Genomic DNA, 15,824 nt, shown 5'->3' with positions numbered 1-15,824 from the left:
TTACATTCGAATTAAAATAGTTTTGCAGTTAGCAATCAATATCACGTAAAACTACAAAGCATCAACAAAAAATAATAGTGGAACTTGCATAGAAAGTTTTGTATCTATAGATGAACTTCAAATTCAATGAAACGCGATTATGCCACATTCTGTAACTGCCCAAAGTACCACAACACCCTACCGTGTAACACTCACAGATCCACAAAGTCATACTTGGTATGTCGATGAACCTATTGAAAAAGGTGGACAAGATTCTGCACCGAACCCAATGCAAATTTTACTGTCTGCCTTAGGCGCATGTACAACTGTCACTTTACAAATGTATGCAGATCATAAAGATATTAAAATTGAACATGTTCATGTCGACTTAACATTGAACCCAAATGGTGACCCAGAAATGGGGCAAAATAATGTTGTCAGAAACATTATCTTAAAAGGTGACTTTACCGAAGATCAACATAAACGATTACTTAAAGTTGCTGAGAGTTGCCCTGTGCATAAATTATTAACATCGAATATTCAAATTCAGACGGCGTTAAGCATTGAGTAACAGCTTTAAATTTAGATTATTTTTTGATTAATATTCACTTTACTCAAGAAATATATTTAAAGAATTTCTAATTTTTTACACCGTTGATCTAATGTAGATCAAGCCATATTATTTGTTGTGAATCTATAAATTGCAAAAATAAATCTGGATGTAAATTTAACATCTGCGCCTCATATTTTTTTTAATTATTTATTTTAACCCAATAAAACTAAAGCCCCTTTCGGGGCTTCTACAATCTTACAACTTCTCGACCAATACGCGGTCAATTTGCTTTAAACCTGTATGCTTTTCACGATTTTGACGACGGACCTTAATGACTTTTTCTTCATCTAGATCTTTCAACATCAAAACCACAGCCATCATAGACTCAAGTGGTAAGTCCTGACCAATCCATTTTTGCTCACCGGCATCCATCAAAGTGATTTCATCACTGATCTGCTCATAAAGGCTCATATTTTCCTCACTTATGGTCTAAAAAAAAACCATAGCTAAATGCATACCAAATGGATGCTGCCACTATATACCTTCCGATATAAACTACCAGTCATATTTAGTAAAATTTCAGCATGCACATTTGGAATTATTTCCAATAAAAAACGCTCCAAGCGGAGCGTTCTTCAAACCCACTGTTTAAAAAATTAACAAAGCCAAAATTACGCTGTTAATTCTTTTACAGCTGCAACAACAGCCTCAGTGGTAATACCAAAGAATTGATATAAATCTTTCGCAGGAGCAGACTCTCCATAAGTACTCATACCAATCACTTTGCCGTCTAAACCAACAAACTTCCACCAATAATCTACATGTGCCGCTTCAACAGCAACACGTGCGCGGATATTGGATGGAAGTACCACTTCACGATAAGCAGCATCTTGTTTCACAAATTCTTCCGCACATGGCATAGACACAACACGTACGCCATCAAGCTGTGCATGTGCTTCCATTGCCAATGAAACTTCTGAACCTGTTGCAATGATGATTGCTTTTAATTCACCTTTTTCTTCTGCAAGTACATAACCGCCTTTCGCAGTATTCTCAATCTGAGCTTGAGTACGTGTTTGGAATGGTAGGTTTTGACGAGAGAAAATTAAAGCAGTAGGACCATCTGCACGTGTTAAAGCAGATTTCCAAGAAATTGCAGCTTCAACTGTGTCACATGGACGCCAAGTATTTAAGTTTGGTGTACCACGTAAAGATGCAATTTGTTCTACAGGTTGATGCGTAGGGCCATCTTCACCTAAACCAATTGAATCGTGAGTATAAACATGGATCACACGTTGTTTCATCAGTGCAGACATACGCACTGCATTACGTGCATATTCCATAAACATAAGGAATGTAGCAACGTAAGGAACGAAACCACCGTGTAATGCAACGCCATTAGCCATTGCAGTCATACCAAACTCACGTACACCATAATGTACATAATTACCTGCAGGATTGTCTTGAACGCCTTCCGCACCTTTCCAAAGCGTTAGGTTAGAGCCTGCTAGATCTGCAGAACCACCCAAAAGTTCAGGAAGCAATGGACCAAATGCTTGTAAGGTATTTTGACTTGCTTTACGTGTTGCAATAGTTTCAGCTTTTGCATTGGTTTCAGCAATGAAAGCATCTGCCTGAGCTGTAAAATCTGCAGGTAAATCACCATTTACACGGCGTTTAAGTTCCGCAGCTTCTGTTGGATATTTTACTGCATACGCTGCAAATACATCATTCCAAGCCGCTTCAGATTGAGCACCTTTGTCTTTTGCATCCCATGCTGCATAAATATCGGCAGGAATAACAAATGCTTCTTCTTTCCAGCCTAAAGCTTCACGAGTTAATGCAATTTCATCATTACCCAAGGGCGCGCCATGGCAATCTTCTTTACCCTGTTTATTTGGTGAACCTAAACCAATAACAGTCTTACACATAATTAAAGTAGGTTTTGCAGTTTCAGCTTTAGCTGCCACAGTCGCAGCACGAATTGCATCAGCATCATGACCATCAACTTTAATCACTTGCCAACCGTAAGCTAAGAAACGCTGTTCTGTATCATCAGAGAACCAGCCTTCTACTTCACCATCAATAGAAATACCATTGTCATCATAATAAGCAATCAGTTTGCCTAAACCTAAAGTACCTGCAAGTGAACACACTTCGTGTGAAATACCTTCCATCAAACAACCATCGCCAAGGAAGCAATAAGTATTGTGATCTACAACACTGATATCATCTTTGTTGAATTGTGCAGCTAACGTTTTTTCAGCAAGTGCAAAACCAACAGCATTGGCAATACCTTGACCCAATGGACCTGTGGTAGTTTCAATACCAGGTGCATAACCCAATTCAGGATGACCAGGTGTTTTAGAATGCAATTGACGGAAAGACTTTAAATCTTCAATAGAAAGTTCATAACCAGTCAAATGTAATAAAGCATATTGAAGCATTGAGCCATGACCATTAGACAATACAAAGCGGTCACGGTTTGCCCATTGCGGATTCGTCGGATTGTGATTTAAAAACTCACGCCATACTACATCTGCAATATCCGCCATCCCCATTGGTGCACCTGGATGTCCAGAATTTGCTTTTTGCACAGCATCCATAGCCAATACACGAATTGCATTGGCGATACGGCGTTCATTCAGCGGGGTTGTCATAGATCAAAGTCCAATAATGTGTGGAAAATAAGAAGATGAATAAAATTCAAAACTATCGTGTATTGTCTTAAAAAAAGCGCAGGGCGTAAAGCCTGTTCAGGCATAAATAGCCAAACAATACGCAATAGAACAAAAAATAATCAATTTAGCCGTAAAAATAACAAACTTATATGAATAAAATATTTAATGCCGATAAAACGAAAAAAGTCATCATTGTACTTTCACTTGAATAGCATGCTAAATCTGCAATTTTTAAATATTCCTATACCTCATCTTAAATACAATTCGTGTTTTCTTTCCCATAATGAATATTTCACAAATTATTTACATGCTATACCCTCAAAACCTGTAAAAAAGTCATTTTATTTTTGAGGATTATTTACAGAAAAAAGTAATATTTACTTAAAAAATACTTTTAAAGTGCTTTCAAAACCTATTTATCAATTTAATTTATATACATATCAGTTTTAAAATCACTAATTTAAAGCTATTTAGTGCATTTTGGATAAGATGTGCTAGTTCTTAGAGTCAAGTCGATGTAACATAATGCGTCTTTAAAAATTAGTGTAATAGGACTTTCATGCGCGAGTATGCTGTTTTTACTTCGGAATCTGTAAGCGAAGGTCATCCTGACAAAATGGCGGACCAAATCAGTGATGCTATTCTGGATGCAATCTTAAAAGAAGACCCATTTGCACGGGTTGCTTGTGAAACATTAGTAAAAACTGGTGCTGTAATACTTGCAGGTGAAATCACAACAACGGCAAATATTGACTTCGAAACTGTTGTTCGTCAGACAGTCAACGGAATTGGTTATCATCATACCGACTTAGGTTTTGATGGATCTACTTGTGCTGTGATTAATATGATTGGCAAACAATCTCCAGAAATCGCACAAGGTGTAGACCGCCAAAAACCAGAAGATCAAGGTGCTGGTGACCAAGGTTTAATGTTTGGTTATGCAAGTCTTGAAACTGATGTTTTAATGCCTGCGCCTATTTCATATGCTCACCGCTTAATGGAAAAGCAAGCTGAATTGCGTCGTAATGGTAGCCTACCGTGGTTACGTCCAGATGCAAAAAGCCAAGTGACTTTTGCATATGAAAATGGCAAACCTGTACGCTTAGATGCTGTGGTACTTTCTACTCAACACGATGCTGATATTTCTCAAGCAGATTTGAAAGAAGCTATCATTGAAGAAATCGTGAAGAAAATTATTCCTGCTGAAATGTTCCATGCAGGGACTAAGTTTCACATCAATCCAACTGGAAAGTTTGTGATCGGCGGTCCTGTAGGTGACTGTGGTTTAACTGGTCGTAAAATCATTGTTGATACTTACGGCGGAATGGCACGTCATGGTGGTGGTGCATTCTCTGGTAAAGATCCATCTAAAGTAGATCGCTCAGCTGCTTATGCAGGTCGTTATGTTGCGAAAAATATCGTGGCTGCTGGTCTTGCTGAAAAGTGTGAAATCCAAGTGTCTTATGCGATTGGCGTTGCTGAACCAACATCTATTTCAATCAATACATTTAATACTGGTAAAGTATCTGATGAATTGATTATTCAATTGGTTCGTGAACACTTTGACTTACGCCCATATGGTATTACCCGTATGTTGGATTTGATCCAACCAATGTATAAGCAAACTGCTGCTTATGGACATTTCGGTCGTGAAGGTTCAGATACTGCATTCACATGGGAAAAAACAGATAAAGTTGAAGCACTTAAAGCTTCTGCTGGTTTGTAATTCCCAAAACTGATATTACAGTTAAAAAAGCTCGCTATTTAGCGAGCTTTTTATTGAATTTTAATAAGTTAAAGTAAATGTGTTGACTCAAAAAACACCCTCCTTTTTATCATCCAAATATCCAAATCCTTAAAACAAGTTCATCTATCAAACTTATTTATCATTTATAATTTTAATGCTTTTCGTCATTATTGTTAGAAACTTAAACTTAGAAGAGCAGCTTAATCAGTTTTAGAGCTTTGTTGCAACACATCTAATAATGAAACTTGCGATGGCGTTTCAATATTATGATTTTGAATGTAAATATTTCCTACCTTGAATGAAATGACTGTAAATAAACAGGCAAAAATACAGAATACCCATAAACCATAAGGACTTTTAATATGTTGAGAGCCACATTTAGGACATACTTTTTCAGTGGATGTCACGGCTTCACTACAACATGCACAGCGATACTGATAAATCATAACTAATCTCCTTTTCATGCATATTATTGTTTTTATTTATTACATTACCGTTATACGTTAACAGGAATTTCATTTTCAAATCCTTTTATTCAGTGTACATAAATCATATTTTTTAACAAGCTTATTTTATTAATATATTTCACTTAAAAATCAAAAACTTGTAATGAGAAAATCAAGCATGACAAAACAAATCATTGATATATAAAATTAAATCAGAGAGCTCAATACAGAATATAAATACTAAATTTATCTTTAACCATGCTAAATCACGTTATAATTTAACAATACACTTAAATAACTGGAGTTCTCCTTGGTTCAACTTATTAAAAAAGGTGGTTTAAGAGAACGTGCTAATCGTAGTCGTAAATACGTCACCTCTGAGAACAGTGTAAAAACCTTAGACCCGCATCGCTATGCAACACCTACGTCATTGGATGTGAATACAACTGAATTAGACAAGAATATCCCTACAAAAGAAATAGATAAGACCGGCATTAATGATTAAAATTTCACCTACAACTAAAGCATTTTAAAGACATCAATCCAGAGAAATAAGGCAAATAATAAGAAAAAGCCCCAGAAAGAATATTAATATAACTACTTGATTTTTAGTAAATTTTATTAACCTTAGGAATAGACATAATCATCATCAATAAACTGAAAACTAACAACGTTTGAATGAAAATGATGACCGCTAACTGTGGCTTCAAGTTCATTCCTGCTGTTGAACTTAATGCCAATGAAAATACACTACTGAAATAAATCACTATTTTAGGATTGGCCAAGTTTGCATATAAGCCTAAAAGGAAGTAGTTTTTAGATACTTGTGTGATTATTCCATCTAATGGAGTAGTTTGTTTTAAAGTCGTAATACCACCTTTCAGCATTGCATATCCCATTTTGGCAAGAAAAAAAACACCAATTAACATTAAAACTTGTTGTATCCTACAACGCGTATCAATACTTTAAAAATTATTTTAGGCATTTTTGCTGGGGGTGTGATTTAGGTTGCATTAACACTATTGGGTTTTAGCGTTTTATTAGAACAATGGTATAGATGCTGAAATTTTTGCAACAAGCAGCACGTCTGGGCCTGGGCTTAATTGTGCGATAAAATGCAGTGCGCAAATGGTCAATAACATCGACATAATTTAAAACTTACACATTTTCAGTACTATGTATTATACCGACTGATGAGTTGATTTCACTATCACAGTAAATTCAGGTACAAAAAAACCGAATCAATTGATTCGGTTCTTCTACATTTAAAACGATTATTTTTGATTCACGTCTTTCAATTCAATGTGTTTATGCGCTGGTTCAACTTCATGTGCCACACCATCGATAATATTTGAGCCTCGTGAATGACCACCAGATTGTTGGTTCTGCATATCTTGCATTTGGCGCATTAAATCTGCAAATGGATTTTGACCTTGAGCACCACCACCCATGTTCCCCATATCGCCCATCATATTGTTCATCATGGCTTGTTGCTTTTTCACCATGTATTTCATACCTGCTTTTTTAATCGCATTTTGAACAGGTGGAAGGATAACCAATAATGCTAAAACATCAGTAATTAAACCAGGAATCATCAATAGAATCCCTGCAAATGCAGTCGCCATTTTCTTGGTCATTGTCGGATCATCCCCCATCATTCCCGTCATTTGCATTTGTTGCAACTGCGGCATAATGGTCGCTGTACTTGAGCGAAGTAGGTTAAGCCCGATCACAAAGGAGACGATAAACCAAAAAAATACATACCATCCGCTTATGAATTGAGCAACACCAATCCACACAAGGATTTCTAGAATGAGACCAATCAGAATAATAGGAAATAATTTCATCGAAAAAATACTATCTCAAAGCAAAAATTTAATTTAAGTATGAATACAGCCCCATTAGTCGCAAGCTTTTTCATGACCTTTATGTAACAATATGGGCATTATTTTTTTTTTAAAGTGCAGGCATGACATTAATTATCGGTATTGATCCCGGATCACGCTTAACAGGTTATGGCATCATCGAAAAAGATGGGCAAAAACTGAAATTTGTTGATGCCGGAACAATTCGTACCGAAACTACGGAAATGCCAGAACGTTTAAAAAGGATTTTTGCTGGTGTAGATCGAATTGTTAAGTTTCACGGCCCTACTGAAGCTGCCGTTGAACAAGTCTTTATGGCACAAAATCCTGACTCGGCATTAAAACTTGGTCAAGCACGTGGCGCAGCAGTTGCAGCATTAGTGAATTTGGATTTACAAGTGGCAGAATACACGGCGCGGCAAATTAAACAAGCTGTCGTAGGCTATGGTGCAGCAGATAAAGAACAAGTCCAAATGATGGTCATGAAATTATTAAGCCTCTCTATTCAGCCACAACAAGATGCGGCTGATGCCCTTGCTGCGGCAATTTGCCATGCGCATGCTTCTGGCAGCATGAGTAAGCTTGCAGTGCTCAATGCATTAGGTGGTATGGCACGTGGTCGAAGCCGTAATAGTAGTCGCAGACGTTAATGCGAAGGCTATTTATAAATAAGGCTTTGCATCCCGACGAACTTCTCGAACACTGGGCTGTTTAGCATAGGTTGCGATCAGCATTTTTCCAGATGTTCTCAAATTCTTTTTTTGCTCAGGATCAATGCGTATCAATACCAGCTCTTCTGGAATTCGTTGATTCGGGATTTCACGACAAATAATAATATTCTGATTTCTTTCAACAACCTTATAATCTGGAAATTCTTTTTGCAATTTATCTTTAAAAGAAATCGTTGGATCTTGTTTTTTACTTGTATCTAATTGAGTATAAATAATCAATAAAATACACGCTGCAAAAACAATACCGACAATCAGATACTTATCAATCATTTTACTTCACTCGAATATACTTTTGCTGTTTTTCATTATAATGATAAATATAAGTTTCATTCACAGGAACAATTTTAGCAATATCATCAACATATATTTGTTTCGTTCCCGAATAACGAATTTCAATATCATATAAGCCATCATGTTCAGATGTTAAAAAATGATAATCACCATGCGTATTGTAGGTTTCTTCATTCCCTGTAGCTTCATTGTCATTACCAATTTCTGCAACGTCTAAACTTATCAAATCTGTCTGTTCGTCAAATGGAATGATTCTCAGCTTTGTAGATGAATAACCATTTTGGCTGTACTCCTGCTCATCGACATAACCTTTGATTTTAGAACCAATATTACGGATATTTTTAATAATTTGGTCTGTTGGATAAGGTACATATAAAAAATCATCATTCAGCAAACAATTATTTTCATTGTGACTTACAAGTTGATATTGACCATACTCATTTTTCTTAAAAATATAAATAATCGTTACACTGAAAGCAAACTTCCCCATTTCAATATGTTGTGAATTATGCTCAGAGATTGCAAACTGGCTAACCGTCAATACGTAACGAGATTCATTGGCTTTATTTTGATAAGGTTTTGCAGCGCTGAAAATTAATATGCCGCTCTCTTTACCCTCATGAATATTACCTAGATTTTTAATTCCAACGTACTGTAGATTTTTTTGATCAAGTTCAGAGATTTTTACATACTGAAGATCTTTCTGATAAAAAGTCTTCATCACTGTTTTAAAATTTAAATCTTTGAGCACTACACTCTTTATTTCATTATTTTTTTTATTTTCCATAAGTTCTATGATTGGCTGAGCTGTCGTTACAGTAACCACACCTACAACAAGTAAACTACACAATAAAAGTTTATACATCATAATTGCACTTATTTTTATAAATCTAACGAATATCTGAGTTTAAATCATATCATCTCAGCATTTTAAAGTCTGAAAATTCACCGAGAACTTGAACATTCATATCATGTTGCTGAATCAGACTAACATTTGCACTTAAAGGACCTACATAAGCGTGCCAAATAATACTTAGAACAGCTTGTTCATTTCCAATAATGACTGCTTCAACATCACCATCATCTAAGTTTTTTACATAGCCTTTTAAGTGTAATTTCAGCGCTTCTTTTTCAAACCAACGGCGATATCCAACGCATTGAACCTTGCCACGAATTATCAATTTGACTGCTTTCATGCTAAAGCCTCAACCATGACAATGATTAACCACATAATATACAGCTTCATTCATATGATGCGCCTGTAGCCCACGCTGCCCTTGTATCGCCAGATAATCACCTGCTAAAGCATGTAAAATTACAATCTCATGTAAATGAATATGCTCAGGAAATTGCGCTTTCAAAGATGCAATCATGCCTGCTAGTACATCCCCCATTCCACCAGTACCCATACCTGCATTGCCTGCCGTACAAATCCAAAGATCATCTTCAAGAATCAAGCTTCCTGCTCCTTTTAGTACCCATTGTCCTGCATATTTCTTTTGCAGCTTATGAATAGCTGCTATTCGATCCGCTTCAATTTCAGCTACAGAGCAATTCAATAACTTAGCGGCTTCACCGGGATGTGGGGTTAGGTAAGTACGTTGATTTAATTTTATAGATTGCTCCGCTAAGAACCATAGCGCATCGGCATCCAATACCACCTGTAAATGCACCGCTTGATGAATTTTGACAAACCATTTTGAAAACTGTTGTTTCGCCCACTCATCACGCCCCAAACCCATACCAAAACTGACCGCATCGACATGATCTATTAAATTTTGAAGTTCATCATCAATTAAGTTATTAATATCTCGAAGCATAATATTGGGTGAACGCGTCAAAATTGCAGTGTGATGTTTCACATCACAAACGATTGTCACCTTACCTGCACCTGCGCTGAAAGCAGATTCTGCTGCCATCATTACAGCTCCCCCCATATCTGCATGCCCACCAACCACCAACACATGCCCATAACTACCTTTGTGACCAAAAGCTTGACGTTGTGGTAATTTAATTTGAGTTGGAGAAAGTTGTGCAATTGGTTTTAATTCAGAATCTATCGGAATTGCAGAAATTACTTCAATCTGACCTGAATATTCCTTGGCTTGTCCTGTAAATAATCCTGCTTTAAGTCCTAAAACTGTAAATGTATAATCTGCTTTTATAGCAATGGCTAAGGGTTGCCCTGTATTTGCATTCAAACCACTCGGAATATCGACGGCTATTTTCAAACCTGTTTGAGCATTAAAACTTTGGATAATATTTTGCCAATTATTATCTAAATTTCGATTTAGACCAATGCCAAACAAAGCATCAATATGACAGTCAAATGATTGAGTCATCATAAAATTTTGATGAATCATAAGTTGATGTTGTTGAGCAATCAAAATAGCAGATCTTAAATCTTGCGATTGTCCCGCTTCTGCTGCAAAAATTTCGACTTGATACCCATATTGCTGTAAATAAACAGCTAGACAATATCCATCTCCTGCATTATTCCCAGAACCACACCAAATGGCGATTTTTTTAATTTGTGAATGTGATGACTGAAATAATAAATCTAAGCGTTGCGCAATTGACCATGCGACCTGTTGCATTAAACCAAATGAACTATTTTGCTGTGCAAACCAACGTTGTTCCCATGCTTGAATCTCGTGGCTATGATAAACTTGTTGTCGCATCGCTTTATCCTTTTCTTTTTACATTTTTATAGTACTTCTAATCACTATGTCGGCACCTTCAACCACACAACATATTCCTTTGCAACAACTTGATCTACAAGCGTTAAAAGCTTGGATCAAACAACAAGCGTTGCATCTCGGCTTTGCTGATTGTGTCATTGCACGTCCCGATGCTCAAGCTGAATTAGCACGATTTAAAGAATATTTGAAACGTGGTTATCATGGCGATATGAAATTTTTAGAAGAAAATTTAGAAAAACGTGCAGATCCGACATTATTAGTGCCCGGAACAAAAAGTATTATCTGCGTCCGCATGAACTATTTGGTTGAAACACCAAAAACTCGATATATTCCAGATGAACCAAATGCCGCCATTATTGCACGCTATGCACGTGGGCGTGACTACCATAAAGTCATGCGTGGGCGTTTAAAAACATTGTCCAATTTGATTAAAGAAAAAGTTGGTGAATTTGAATCACGCCCATTTGCAGATTCAGCACCTATATTTGAAAAATCACTGGCTGAAAATGCAGGTATGGGATGGACTGGAAAACATACCTTACTGATTCATAAAAAATCGGGTTCATTCTTTGTTTTAGGTGAATTATTTACTTCCCTAGATTTACCTTTTGATGGGCCGACCACCAAACATTGTGGTTCATGTACAGCATGTATCGACATTTGTCCGACTCAAGCCATTGTCGAGCCCTATATGCTCGATGCTCGTAAATGCATTGCCTACCTTACCATTGAATATAAAGGCATCATTCCAGAAGAATTACGCCGAGGAATAGGTAATCGTGTTTTCGGTTGCGATGACTGCCAACTGATTTGCCCATGGAATGGTTTTGCCAAGAAAGCAACGATTGAAGATTTCAATCCAAGACATGGTTTAGATCAGGTGAGCTTATTGGATTTATGGTATTGGGATGAAGCAACATTTTTAACCTGCACAGAAGGCAGTCCAATTCGTCGCACGGGCTATCAAAGTTTTATGCGTAATATTGCCATTGGGCTAGGGAATGCACCTTTTTCAAATGAAATATTCATCGCATTACAACAGAATAGATCACTACATGATGAGATTGTGCAAGTCCATATCGACTGGGCAATTGCGGAACATTTGAAAAAAAAGCAGTAAATTTAATCGTTTCAACTCGCATCAAAGAAGCTATTTTCTAATTTCAAGTTCATTACAAAGTTTACAATATTTTAAATTTTTAATGACCAATACGACGAAATTAACATTTCAATAAAATACAATATTGTGATGAAATAACTGTAAATATGCTCAACTTCGCAACTATATCTACAATTTTAAATTTAACGACTTCCGACATTTTCAATCGTTACTAACCATCATATTTGGATGTTTTTGCACTTTTGAATTGGCTTAAATTCTGTATGATAAAGCCATAGACTATAATTATCATGGATTTTACCAATGACTGTACGTAATGACTGGACTCGTGACGAAATTCAGGCTTTATATGAACAACCTTTTTTAGATTTGGTATTTAAAGCACAGCAAACGCATCGTGAACATTTCAATGCCAATACAATTCAAGTGAGCACATTACTGTCCATTAAAACAGGTAAATGCCCTGAAGATTGTAAATATTGTTCGCAATCTGCACGTTATGATTCAAAATTAGAAGCTGAAAAACGTATTGCTGTCGATAAAGTCATTCAAGAAGCCAAAGAAGCTTTAGAATCTGGCTCTTCACGCTTTTGTATGGGTGCAGCTTGGCGTAACCCACATGAACGAGATATGCCTTATGTCTTGGAAATGGTTCGTGAAGTTAAAGCATTAGGTTTAGAAACCTGTATGACATTAGGTATGTTGAATCAATCTCAAGCTGAACGTTTACAAGTTGCAGGTTTGGATTATTACAATCACAACTTAGACACCTCTCGTGAATACTATCCAAAGGTGATCAGCACTCGCACTTTCGATGATCGTTTAGATACGCTAGATCATGTACGCAATGCAGGTATGAAAGTCTGTAGTGGCGGTATTGTCGGTTTAGGTGAAAATAGCCACGATCGTGTAGGTTTATTATTAGAATTATCAACATTGCCAATGCATCCTGAATCTGTGCCAATCAACATGCTCGTACCTATTGAAGGTACGCCCCTCGCAGACGTTGAAAAACTCGATGTAACAGAATGGATTCGTACCATCGCAGTTGCGCGAATCATTATGCCAAAAAGTTATATTCGCCTTTCTGCTGGTCGTGAATCAATGAGCGATTCTGATCAAGCTCTAGCATTTATGGCAGGTGCAAACTCATTATTTAGTGGTGAAAAACTATTAACCACACCCAACGCAGGTGAAGGTAGAGATAAGCAATTATTCAGTAAACTTGGATTAAAAGCAGAGAAAGCAAAACCATCAGTGGCTGAATTAACAATAGATGCGATGGCGAGTTGATTTAAGCTCATCGCTTAAAACAATTCACAATGTCCAAAATCAAGGTATCAACATTTCGATTTGTTGATACCTTGAATGTAAATGCTGTTATTTACGAAACTTTAAAGATGAATTTAGCCAGCAGCCTCATGAGATGGATAAATAAACAAAACTATCCAATCATCGTTCACACAAATATATGTATTCACTACTCTATATGAATGCCAAAAAGTATTATTTTTACTGCCAAAATACTGCTAAATCACCATCTTTTATGCAAAATTTACGTTCTTGGCATAACTTTCGTCTATACTCTCTTTAAATTCTAGTTCTCATACCTTATTTCATTATGATAATCAGTTATCTTTTTATAATGCAGCAACCCTTATAATCGATCAATTATCATACACATTTCAAAAATAAATGAACTATTCATGTTTTGTCATAAATATGTCACATATATTTATCAAAATACTAGTATTTGGGCTTGAAATAATAATTAAATATGGTACAACTGAACAAACCAATCTAGACCAAAACAATTAGGTTTTTGTCGAGCAGACAGGAGGTATGGAGATGTTATCAATACATTTCAACAAGCAAGTCTTCATTAATTCTTTGAGGGCTAACAAAAAGCTAGTCACGTACTTAAGTACAACGATTGCTCTTTTTATTACTTTATTTATTCATGGCTTGATTCAAGGCAACTTAAAACCTGAATTTTTTGCTTATGCCTTAGTTGTTTCAGCTGCTTTTTATATTTGGGATGTAGTGGATCACAAATCTAGAAAACTCACTAAAATCACTGATTAAAGGTGGATGCCTCGCATCCATCTTTAATCTAGAATCAAACACTAATTCTCAAATAAATAATAAAAATATCAAAACATCGAAAAAAGAATAAAGCCGTATTTCCAATACATTGAATACGATTAAAATAATGCTTTAAACATTCCCAACAATAAACCACCCGTTGCAATAATCTCACCAATCACCAATAAAACCATCGCCATTCGCATAAGTACTTTAGGTAATTGAAATTGCCCCAATTGATGCGGTTCTTTGAATTGATTACTTGTATCTTTTAACCAACCATGCAAAATATAACTGGCTATAGAAAAAGTGAAGAAAAAGATATTAATCACAATAAATAAAAAATTAACTGTTTCTGACCATACCGAACAATAAGCCATCACAGCCAAAATCAAGGTCGCAGGTGCATAAAGCAAGCTACTACGATGTGCAATATCCACATAATAATGTGCTCTCGCTGATTCTGAACGACTGATTTGGTAATATTTCCAAACACCTGTTAGCATTCCCACCCACAGGTACATCCCACTGAACGATAACGCTAATTTCACCGAAACGGGTAAAGCCATAAATTCCATTTTAACTACCTATTCTCAATCATGATGCAAAAGATTTCCAATTGACTTTTAAGTCATATAATCATTAAGTTTCTTTTTGGAACTCGTGTAAAGTAATTCTCATAGTAATAATGATTAAATAACCATGAACTCTTTTGAGAATGTAACCGTAACTTGTACAGATGGCTATAGCTTAAGTGGACGTTTTTATCAGTCAAAACAATCAACTAAAAATTTGCCCATCCTTCTATGCCCTGCGACTGGGATTACTCAAGGCTTTTATCACAATTTTATCGAATGGCTTACAGAACAAGGCTCAGATGTACTGGTCTTTGATTTTCGTGGCATTGGTGATTCGCTATATAGCTCACTCCGCGATTCAAATGCGAGCATCCAAGATTGGGGATTACTGGATATTCCTGCTGCGATTCAAACATTATTGGAAAAGACAGGACAAGAGCAAGTCACTTTATTGGGGCACAGTGCAGGTGGGCAATTGCTCGGAATTGTGTCTAATTATGATAAAGTTGCTCAAGTTATCGCTATTTCAGGATCCACAGGTCATGTAAAAGGACTGAAAGGTCGTACAAAACGCATGGCACCTGTTATGTTTAATTTGGTTTTCCCAGTTTCAACTTTAATCAAAGGCTATGGAGCAACCAAAATGCTAGGCATGGGCGAGAACCTGCCTAAAAATGTGGCTAAGCAATGGGCACAATTTTGTAGTAAGCCAGGCTATGTAATGAATGCGATTGGTAAAACCATTTTTGAGGATTATCACGCTAAAGTGAATTGCCCTATTACCGTCTACTGGTCTTCGGATGATGAAATTGCGACTGAAGCAAATGTGAAAGATTTATTGCGCTTGTATCCAAATGCGAACACAGACATGATCGAACTTGAACCACAACAGCATAATCATAAAGCTATTGGTCATATGATGATGTTTAAAAAATCTCATCAAAATTTATGGCCTATTATGGCTGAAAAAATATATTCTTAATCTATCGAGTTTAGCCGCTTAAACACATCATCCTGTTAAAGCGTCCTTTTATTCAAAAAATGCC

General features: G+C 36.3%; 17 protein-coding genes and 1 pseudogene. 8 read left to right on the top strand and 10 right to left on the bottom strand.

Annotated elements, in window-relative coordinates; translation table 11 throughout:
• Positions 1 to 139: 139 nt before the first annotated feature.
• On the top strand, positions 140 to 550 hold the full coding sequence (locus ACG94X_RS10015; RefSeq protein ID WP_419383584.1) for an OsmC family protein: 411 nt from the start codon (positions 140 to 142) through the stop codon (positions 548 to 550).
• A gap of 237 nt (positions 551 to 787) precedes the next feature.
• Here ACG94X_RS10015 and ACG94X_RS10010 read toward each other — a convergent pair whose 3' ends face one another.
• Positions 788 to 1,003, bottom strand: coding sequence for a hypothetical protein (locus tag ACG94X_RS10010; protein ID WP_419383583.1), 216 nt, complete (start codon positions 1,001 to 1,003; stop codon positions 788 to 790).
• A 200-nt stretch (positions 1,004 to 1,203) separates the two neighbouring features.
• Entirely contained in the window at positions 1,204 to 3,192 is a 1,989-nt protein-coding gene (tkt, locus tag ACG94X_RS10005) for a transketolase (RefSeq protein WP_419383582.1), read from the bottom strand.
• 580 nt (positions 3,193 to 3,772) lie between these two features.
• Here tkt and metK point away from each other — a divergent pair.
• A complete protein-coding gene (gene metK, locus ACG94X_RS10000) occupies positions 3,773 to 4,939 on the top strand; it encodes a methionine adenosyltransferase (protein ID WP_419383581.1) in 1,167 nt (388 codons plus the stop codon).
• Positions 4,940 to 5,160: 221 nt separating this feature from the next.
• Here the strand turns inward: metK and ACG94X_RS09995 are convergent, their stop codons facing one another.
• The gene (locus ACG94X_RS09995) at positions 5,161 to 5,406 is read right to left on the bottom strand and encodes a hypothetical protein (protein ID WP_419383580.1); all 246 of its coding nucleotides are present in this window, start codon (positions 5,404 to 5,406) and stop codon (positions 5,161 to 5,163) included.
• Between the two features lie 310 nt (positions 5,407 to 5,716).
• Between ACG94X_RS09995 and ACG94X_RS09990 the strand changes: the two genes are divergently transcribed.
• Positions 5,717 to 5,911, top strand: coding sequence for a hypothetical protein (locus tag ACG94X_RS09990; protein WP_419383579.1), 195 nt, complete (start codon positions 5,717 to 5,719; stop codon positions 5,909 to 5,911).
• A gap of 14 nt (positions 5,912 to 5,925) precedes the next feature.
• Here ACG94X_RS09990 and ACG94X_RS09985 read toward each other — a convergent pair.
• A pseudogene (locus ACG94X_RS09985) lies at positions 5,926 to 6,554 on the bottom strand (LysE family transporter).
• Positions 6,555 to 6,680: 126 nt separating this feature from the next.
• A complete protein-coding gene (locus ACG94X_RS09980) occupies positions 6,681 to 7,253 on the bottom strand; it encodes an FxsA family protein (protein WP_419383578.1) in 573 nt (190 codons plus the stop codon).
• A gap of 122 nt (positions 7,254 to 7,375) precedes the next feature.
• Between ACG94X_RS09980 and ruvC the strand changes: the two genes are divergently transcribed.
• Positions 7,376 to 7,921, top strand: a complete 546-nt coding sequence (gene ruvC, locus ACG94X_RS09975; RefSeq protein ID WP_419383577.1) for a crossover junction endodeoxyribonuclease RuvC — start codon at positions 7,376 to 7,378, stop codon at positions 7,919 to 7,921.
• Between the two features lie 12 nt (positions 7,922 to 7,933).
• On the opposite strand, the gene ACG94X_RS09970 is transcribed toward ruvC, so the two are convergent.
• Genes ACG94X_RS09970 through ACG94X_RS09955 form a run of 4 tightly spaced genes read right to left on the bottom strand, consistent with a single transcriptional unit; the run spans position 7,934 to position 10,974 of the window.
• Positions 7,934 to 8,272 carry a hypothetical protein gene (locus tag ACG94X_RS09970; protein ID WP_419383576.1) on the bottom strand — a complete coding sequence of 113 codons (339 nt, stop codon included), beginning with the start codon at positions 8,270 to 8,272 and terminating at the stop codon, positions 7,934 to 7,936.
• A gap of 1 nt (position 8,273) precedes the next feature.
• Entirely contained in the window at positions 8,274 to 9,161 is an 888-nt protein-coding gene (locus ACG94X_RS09965) for a hypothetical protein (protein WP_419383575.1), read from the bottom strand.
• 49 nt (positions 9,162 to 9,210) lie between these two features.
• Positions 9,211 to 9,489: an acylphosphatase gene (locus ACG94X_RS09960; RefSeq protein ID WP_419383574.1), complete on the bottom strand. Its 279-nt coding sequence runs from the start codon at positions 9,487 to 9,489 to the stop codon at positions 9,211 to 9,213.
• A 9-nt stretch (positions 9,490 to 9,498) separates the two neighbouring features.
• Complete coding sequence (locus ACG94X_RS09955) at positions 9,499 to 10,974, bottom strand: NAD(P)H-hydrate dehydratase (protein WP_419383573.1); 1,476 nt, start codon at positions 10,972 to 10,974, stop codon at positions 9,499 to 9,501.
• Between the two features lie 46 nt (positions 10,975 to 11,020).
• Here ACG94X_RS09955 and queG point away from each other — a divergent pair, with 46 nt between their 5' ends.
• The 3 genes from queG (at position 11,021) to ACG94X_RS09940 (ending at position 14,200) form a co-directional block, all read left to right on the top strand.
• Positions 11,021 to 12,115 (top strand): tRNA epoxyqueuosine(34) reductase QueG, encoded by a 1,095-nt coding sequence (gene queG / locus ACG94X_RS09950; RefSeq protein WP_419383572.1) that lies wholly within the window; start codon positions 11,021 to 11,023, stop codon positions 12,113 to 12,115.
• Positions 12,116 to 12,418: 303 nt separating this feature from the next.
• On the top strand, positions 12,419 to 13,408 hold the full coding sequence (bioB, locus tag ACG94X_RS09945; RefSeq protein ID WP_419383571.1) for a biotin synthase BioB: 990 nt from the start codon (positions 12,419 to 12,421) through the stop codon (positions 13,406 to 13,408).
• A 555-nt stretch (positions 13,409 to 13,963) separates the two neighbouring features.
• Complete coding sequence (locus tag ACG94X_RS09940) at positions 13,964 to 14,200, top strand: hypothetical protein (RefSeq protein WP_419383570.1); 237 nt, start codon at positions 13,964 to 13,966, stop codon at positions 14,198 to 14,200.
• A 119-nt stretch (positions 14,201 to 14,319) separates the two neighbouring features.
• On the opposite strand, the gene ACG94X_RS09935 is transcribed toward ACG94X_RS09940, so the two are convergent.
• Positions 14,320 to 14,778, bottom strand: coding sequence for a hypothetical protein (locus ACG94X_RS09935; RefSeq protein ID WP_419383569.1), 459 nt, complete (start codon positions 14,776 to 14,778; stop codon positions 14,320 to 14,322).
• A 124-nt stretch (positions 14,779 to 14,902) separates the two neighbouring features.
• Here ACG94X_RS09935 and ACG94X_RS09930 point away from each other — a divergent pair, with 124 nt between their 5' ends.
• Complete coding sequence (locus ACG94X_RS09930; RefSeq protein ID WP_419383568.1) at positions 14,903 to 15,760, top strand: alpha/beta hydrolase family protein; 858 nt, start codon at positions 14,903 to 14,905, stop codon at positions 15,758 to 15,760.
• Positions 15,761 to 15,824: the final 64 nt, after the last annotated feature.

Origin of the sequence: Acinetobacter psychrotolerans (assembly GCF_048552595.1) — a bacterium.
Lineage (GTDB): Bacteria > Pseudomonadota > Gammaproteobacteria > Pseudomonadales > Moraxellaceae > Acinetobacter.
Note: the sequence above shows the minus strand (reverse complement) of the source record. Positions and strands in the feature narration are given on the sequence as shown.

What these genes read in the sequence shown, in the direction of transcription:
- ACG94X_RS10015 (WP_419383584.1), top strand. Translation starts at nt 140, where the DNA reads ATGCCACATTCTGTAACTGCCCAAAGTACCACAACACCCTACCGTGTA.
- ACG94X_RS10010 (WP_419383583.1), bottom strand. Translation starts at nt 1,003, where the DNA reads ATGAGCCTTTATGAGCAGATCAGTGATGAAATCACTTTGATGGATGCC.
- tkt (WP_419383582.1), bottom strand. Translation starts at nt 3,192, where the DNA reads ATGACAACCCCGCTGAATGAACGCCGTATCGCCAATGCAATTCGTGTA.
- metK (WP_419383581.1), top strand. Translation starts at nt 3,773, where the DNA reads ATGCGCGAGTATGCTGTTTTTACTTCGGAATCTGTAAGCGAAGGTCAT.
- ACG94X_RS09995 (WP_419383580.1), bottom strand. Translation starts at nt 5,406, where the DNA reads ATGATTTATCAGTATCGCTGTGCATGTTGTAGTGAAGCCGTGACATCC.
- ACG94X_RS09980 (WP_419383578.1), bottom strand. Translation starts at nt 7,253, where the DNA reads ATGAAATTATTTCCTATTATTCTGATTGGTCTCATTCTAGAAATCCTT.
- ruvC (WP_419383577.1), top strand. Translation starts at nt 7,376, where the DNA reads ATGACATTAATTATCGGTATTGATCCCGGATCACGCTTAACAGGTTAT.
- ACG94X_RS09970 (WP_419383576.1), bottom strand. Translation starts at nt 8,272, where the DNA reads ATGATTGATAAGTATCTGATTGTCGGTATTGTTTTTGCAGCGTGTATT.
- ACG94X_RS09965 (WP_419383575.1), bottom strand. Translation starts at nt 9,161, where the DNA reads ATGATGTATAAACTTTTATTGTGTAGTTTACTTGTTGTAGGTGTGGTT.
- ACG94X_RS09960 (WP_419383574.1), bottom strand. Translation starts at nt 9,489, where the DNA reads ATGAAAGCAGTCAAATTGATAATTCGTGGCAAGGTTCAATGCGTTGGA.
- ACG94X_RS09955 (WP_419383573.1), bottom strand. Translation starts at nt 10,974, where the DNA reads ATGCGACAACAAGTTTATCATAGCCACGAGATTCAAGCATGGGAACAA.
- queG (WP_419383572.1), top strand. Translation starts at nt 11,021, where the DNA reads ATGTCGGCACCTTCAACCACACAACATATTCCTTTGCAACAACTTGAT.
- bioB (WP_419383571.1), top strand. Translation starts at nt 12,419, where the DNA reads ATGACTGTACGTAATGACTGGACTCGTGACGAAATTCAGGCTTTATAT.
- ACG94X_RS09940 (WP_419383570.1), top strand. Translation starts at nt 13,964, where the DNA reads ATGTTATCAATACATTTCAACAAGCAAGTCTTCATTAATTCTTTGAGG.
- ACG94X_RS09935 (WP_419383569.1), bottom strand. Translation starts at nt 14,778, where the DNA reads ATGGAATTTATGGCTTTACCCGTTTCGGTGAAATTAGCGTTATCGTTC.
- ACG94X_RS09930 (WP_419383568.1), top strand. Translation starts at nt 14,903, where the DNA reads ATGAACTCTTTTGAGAATGTAACCGTAACTTGTACAGATGGCTATAGC.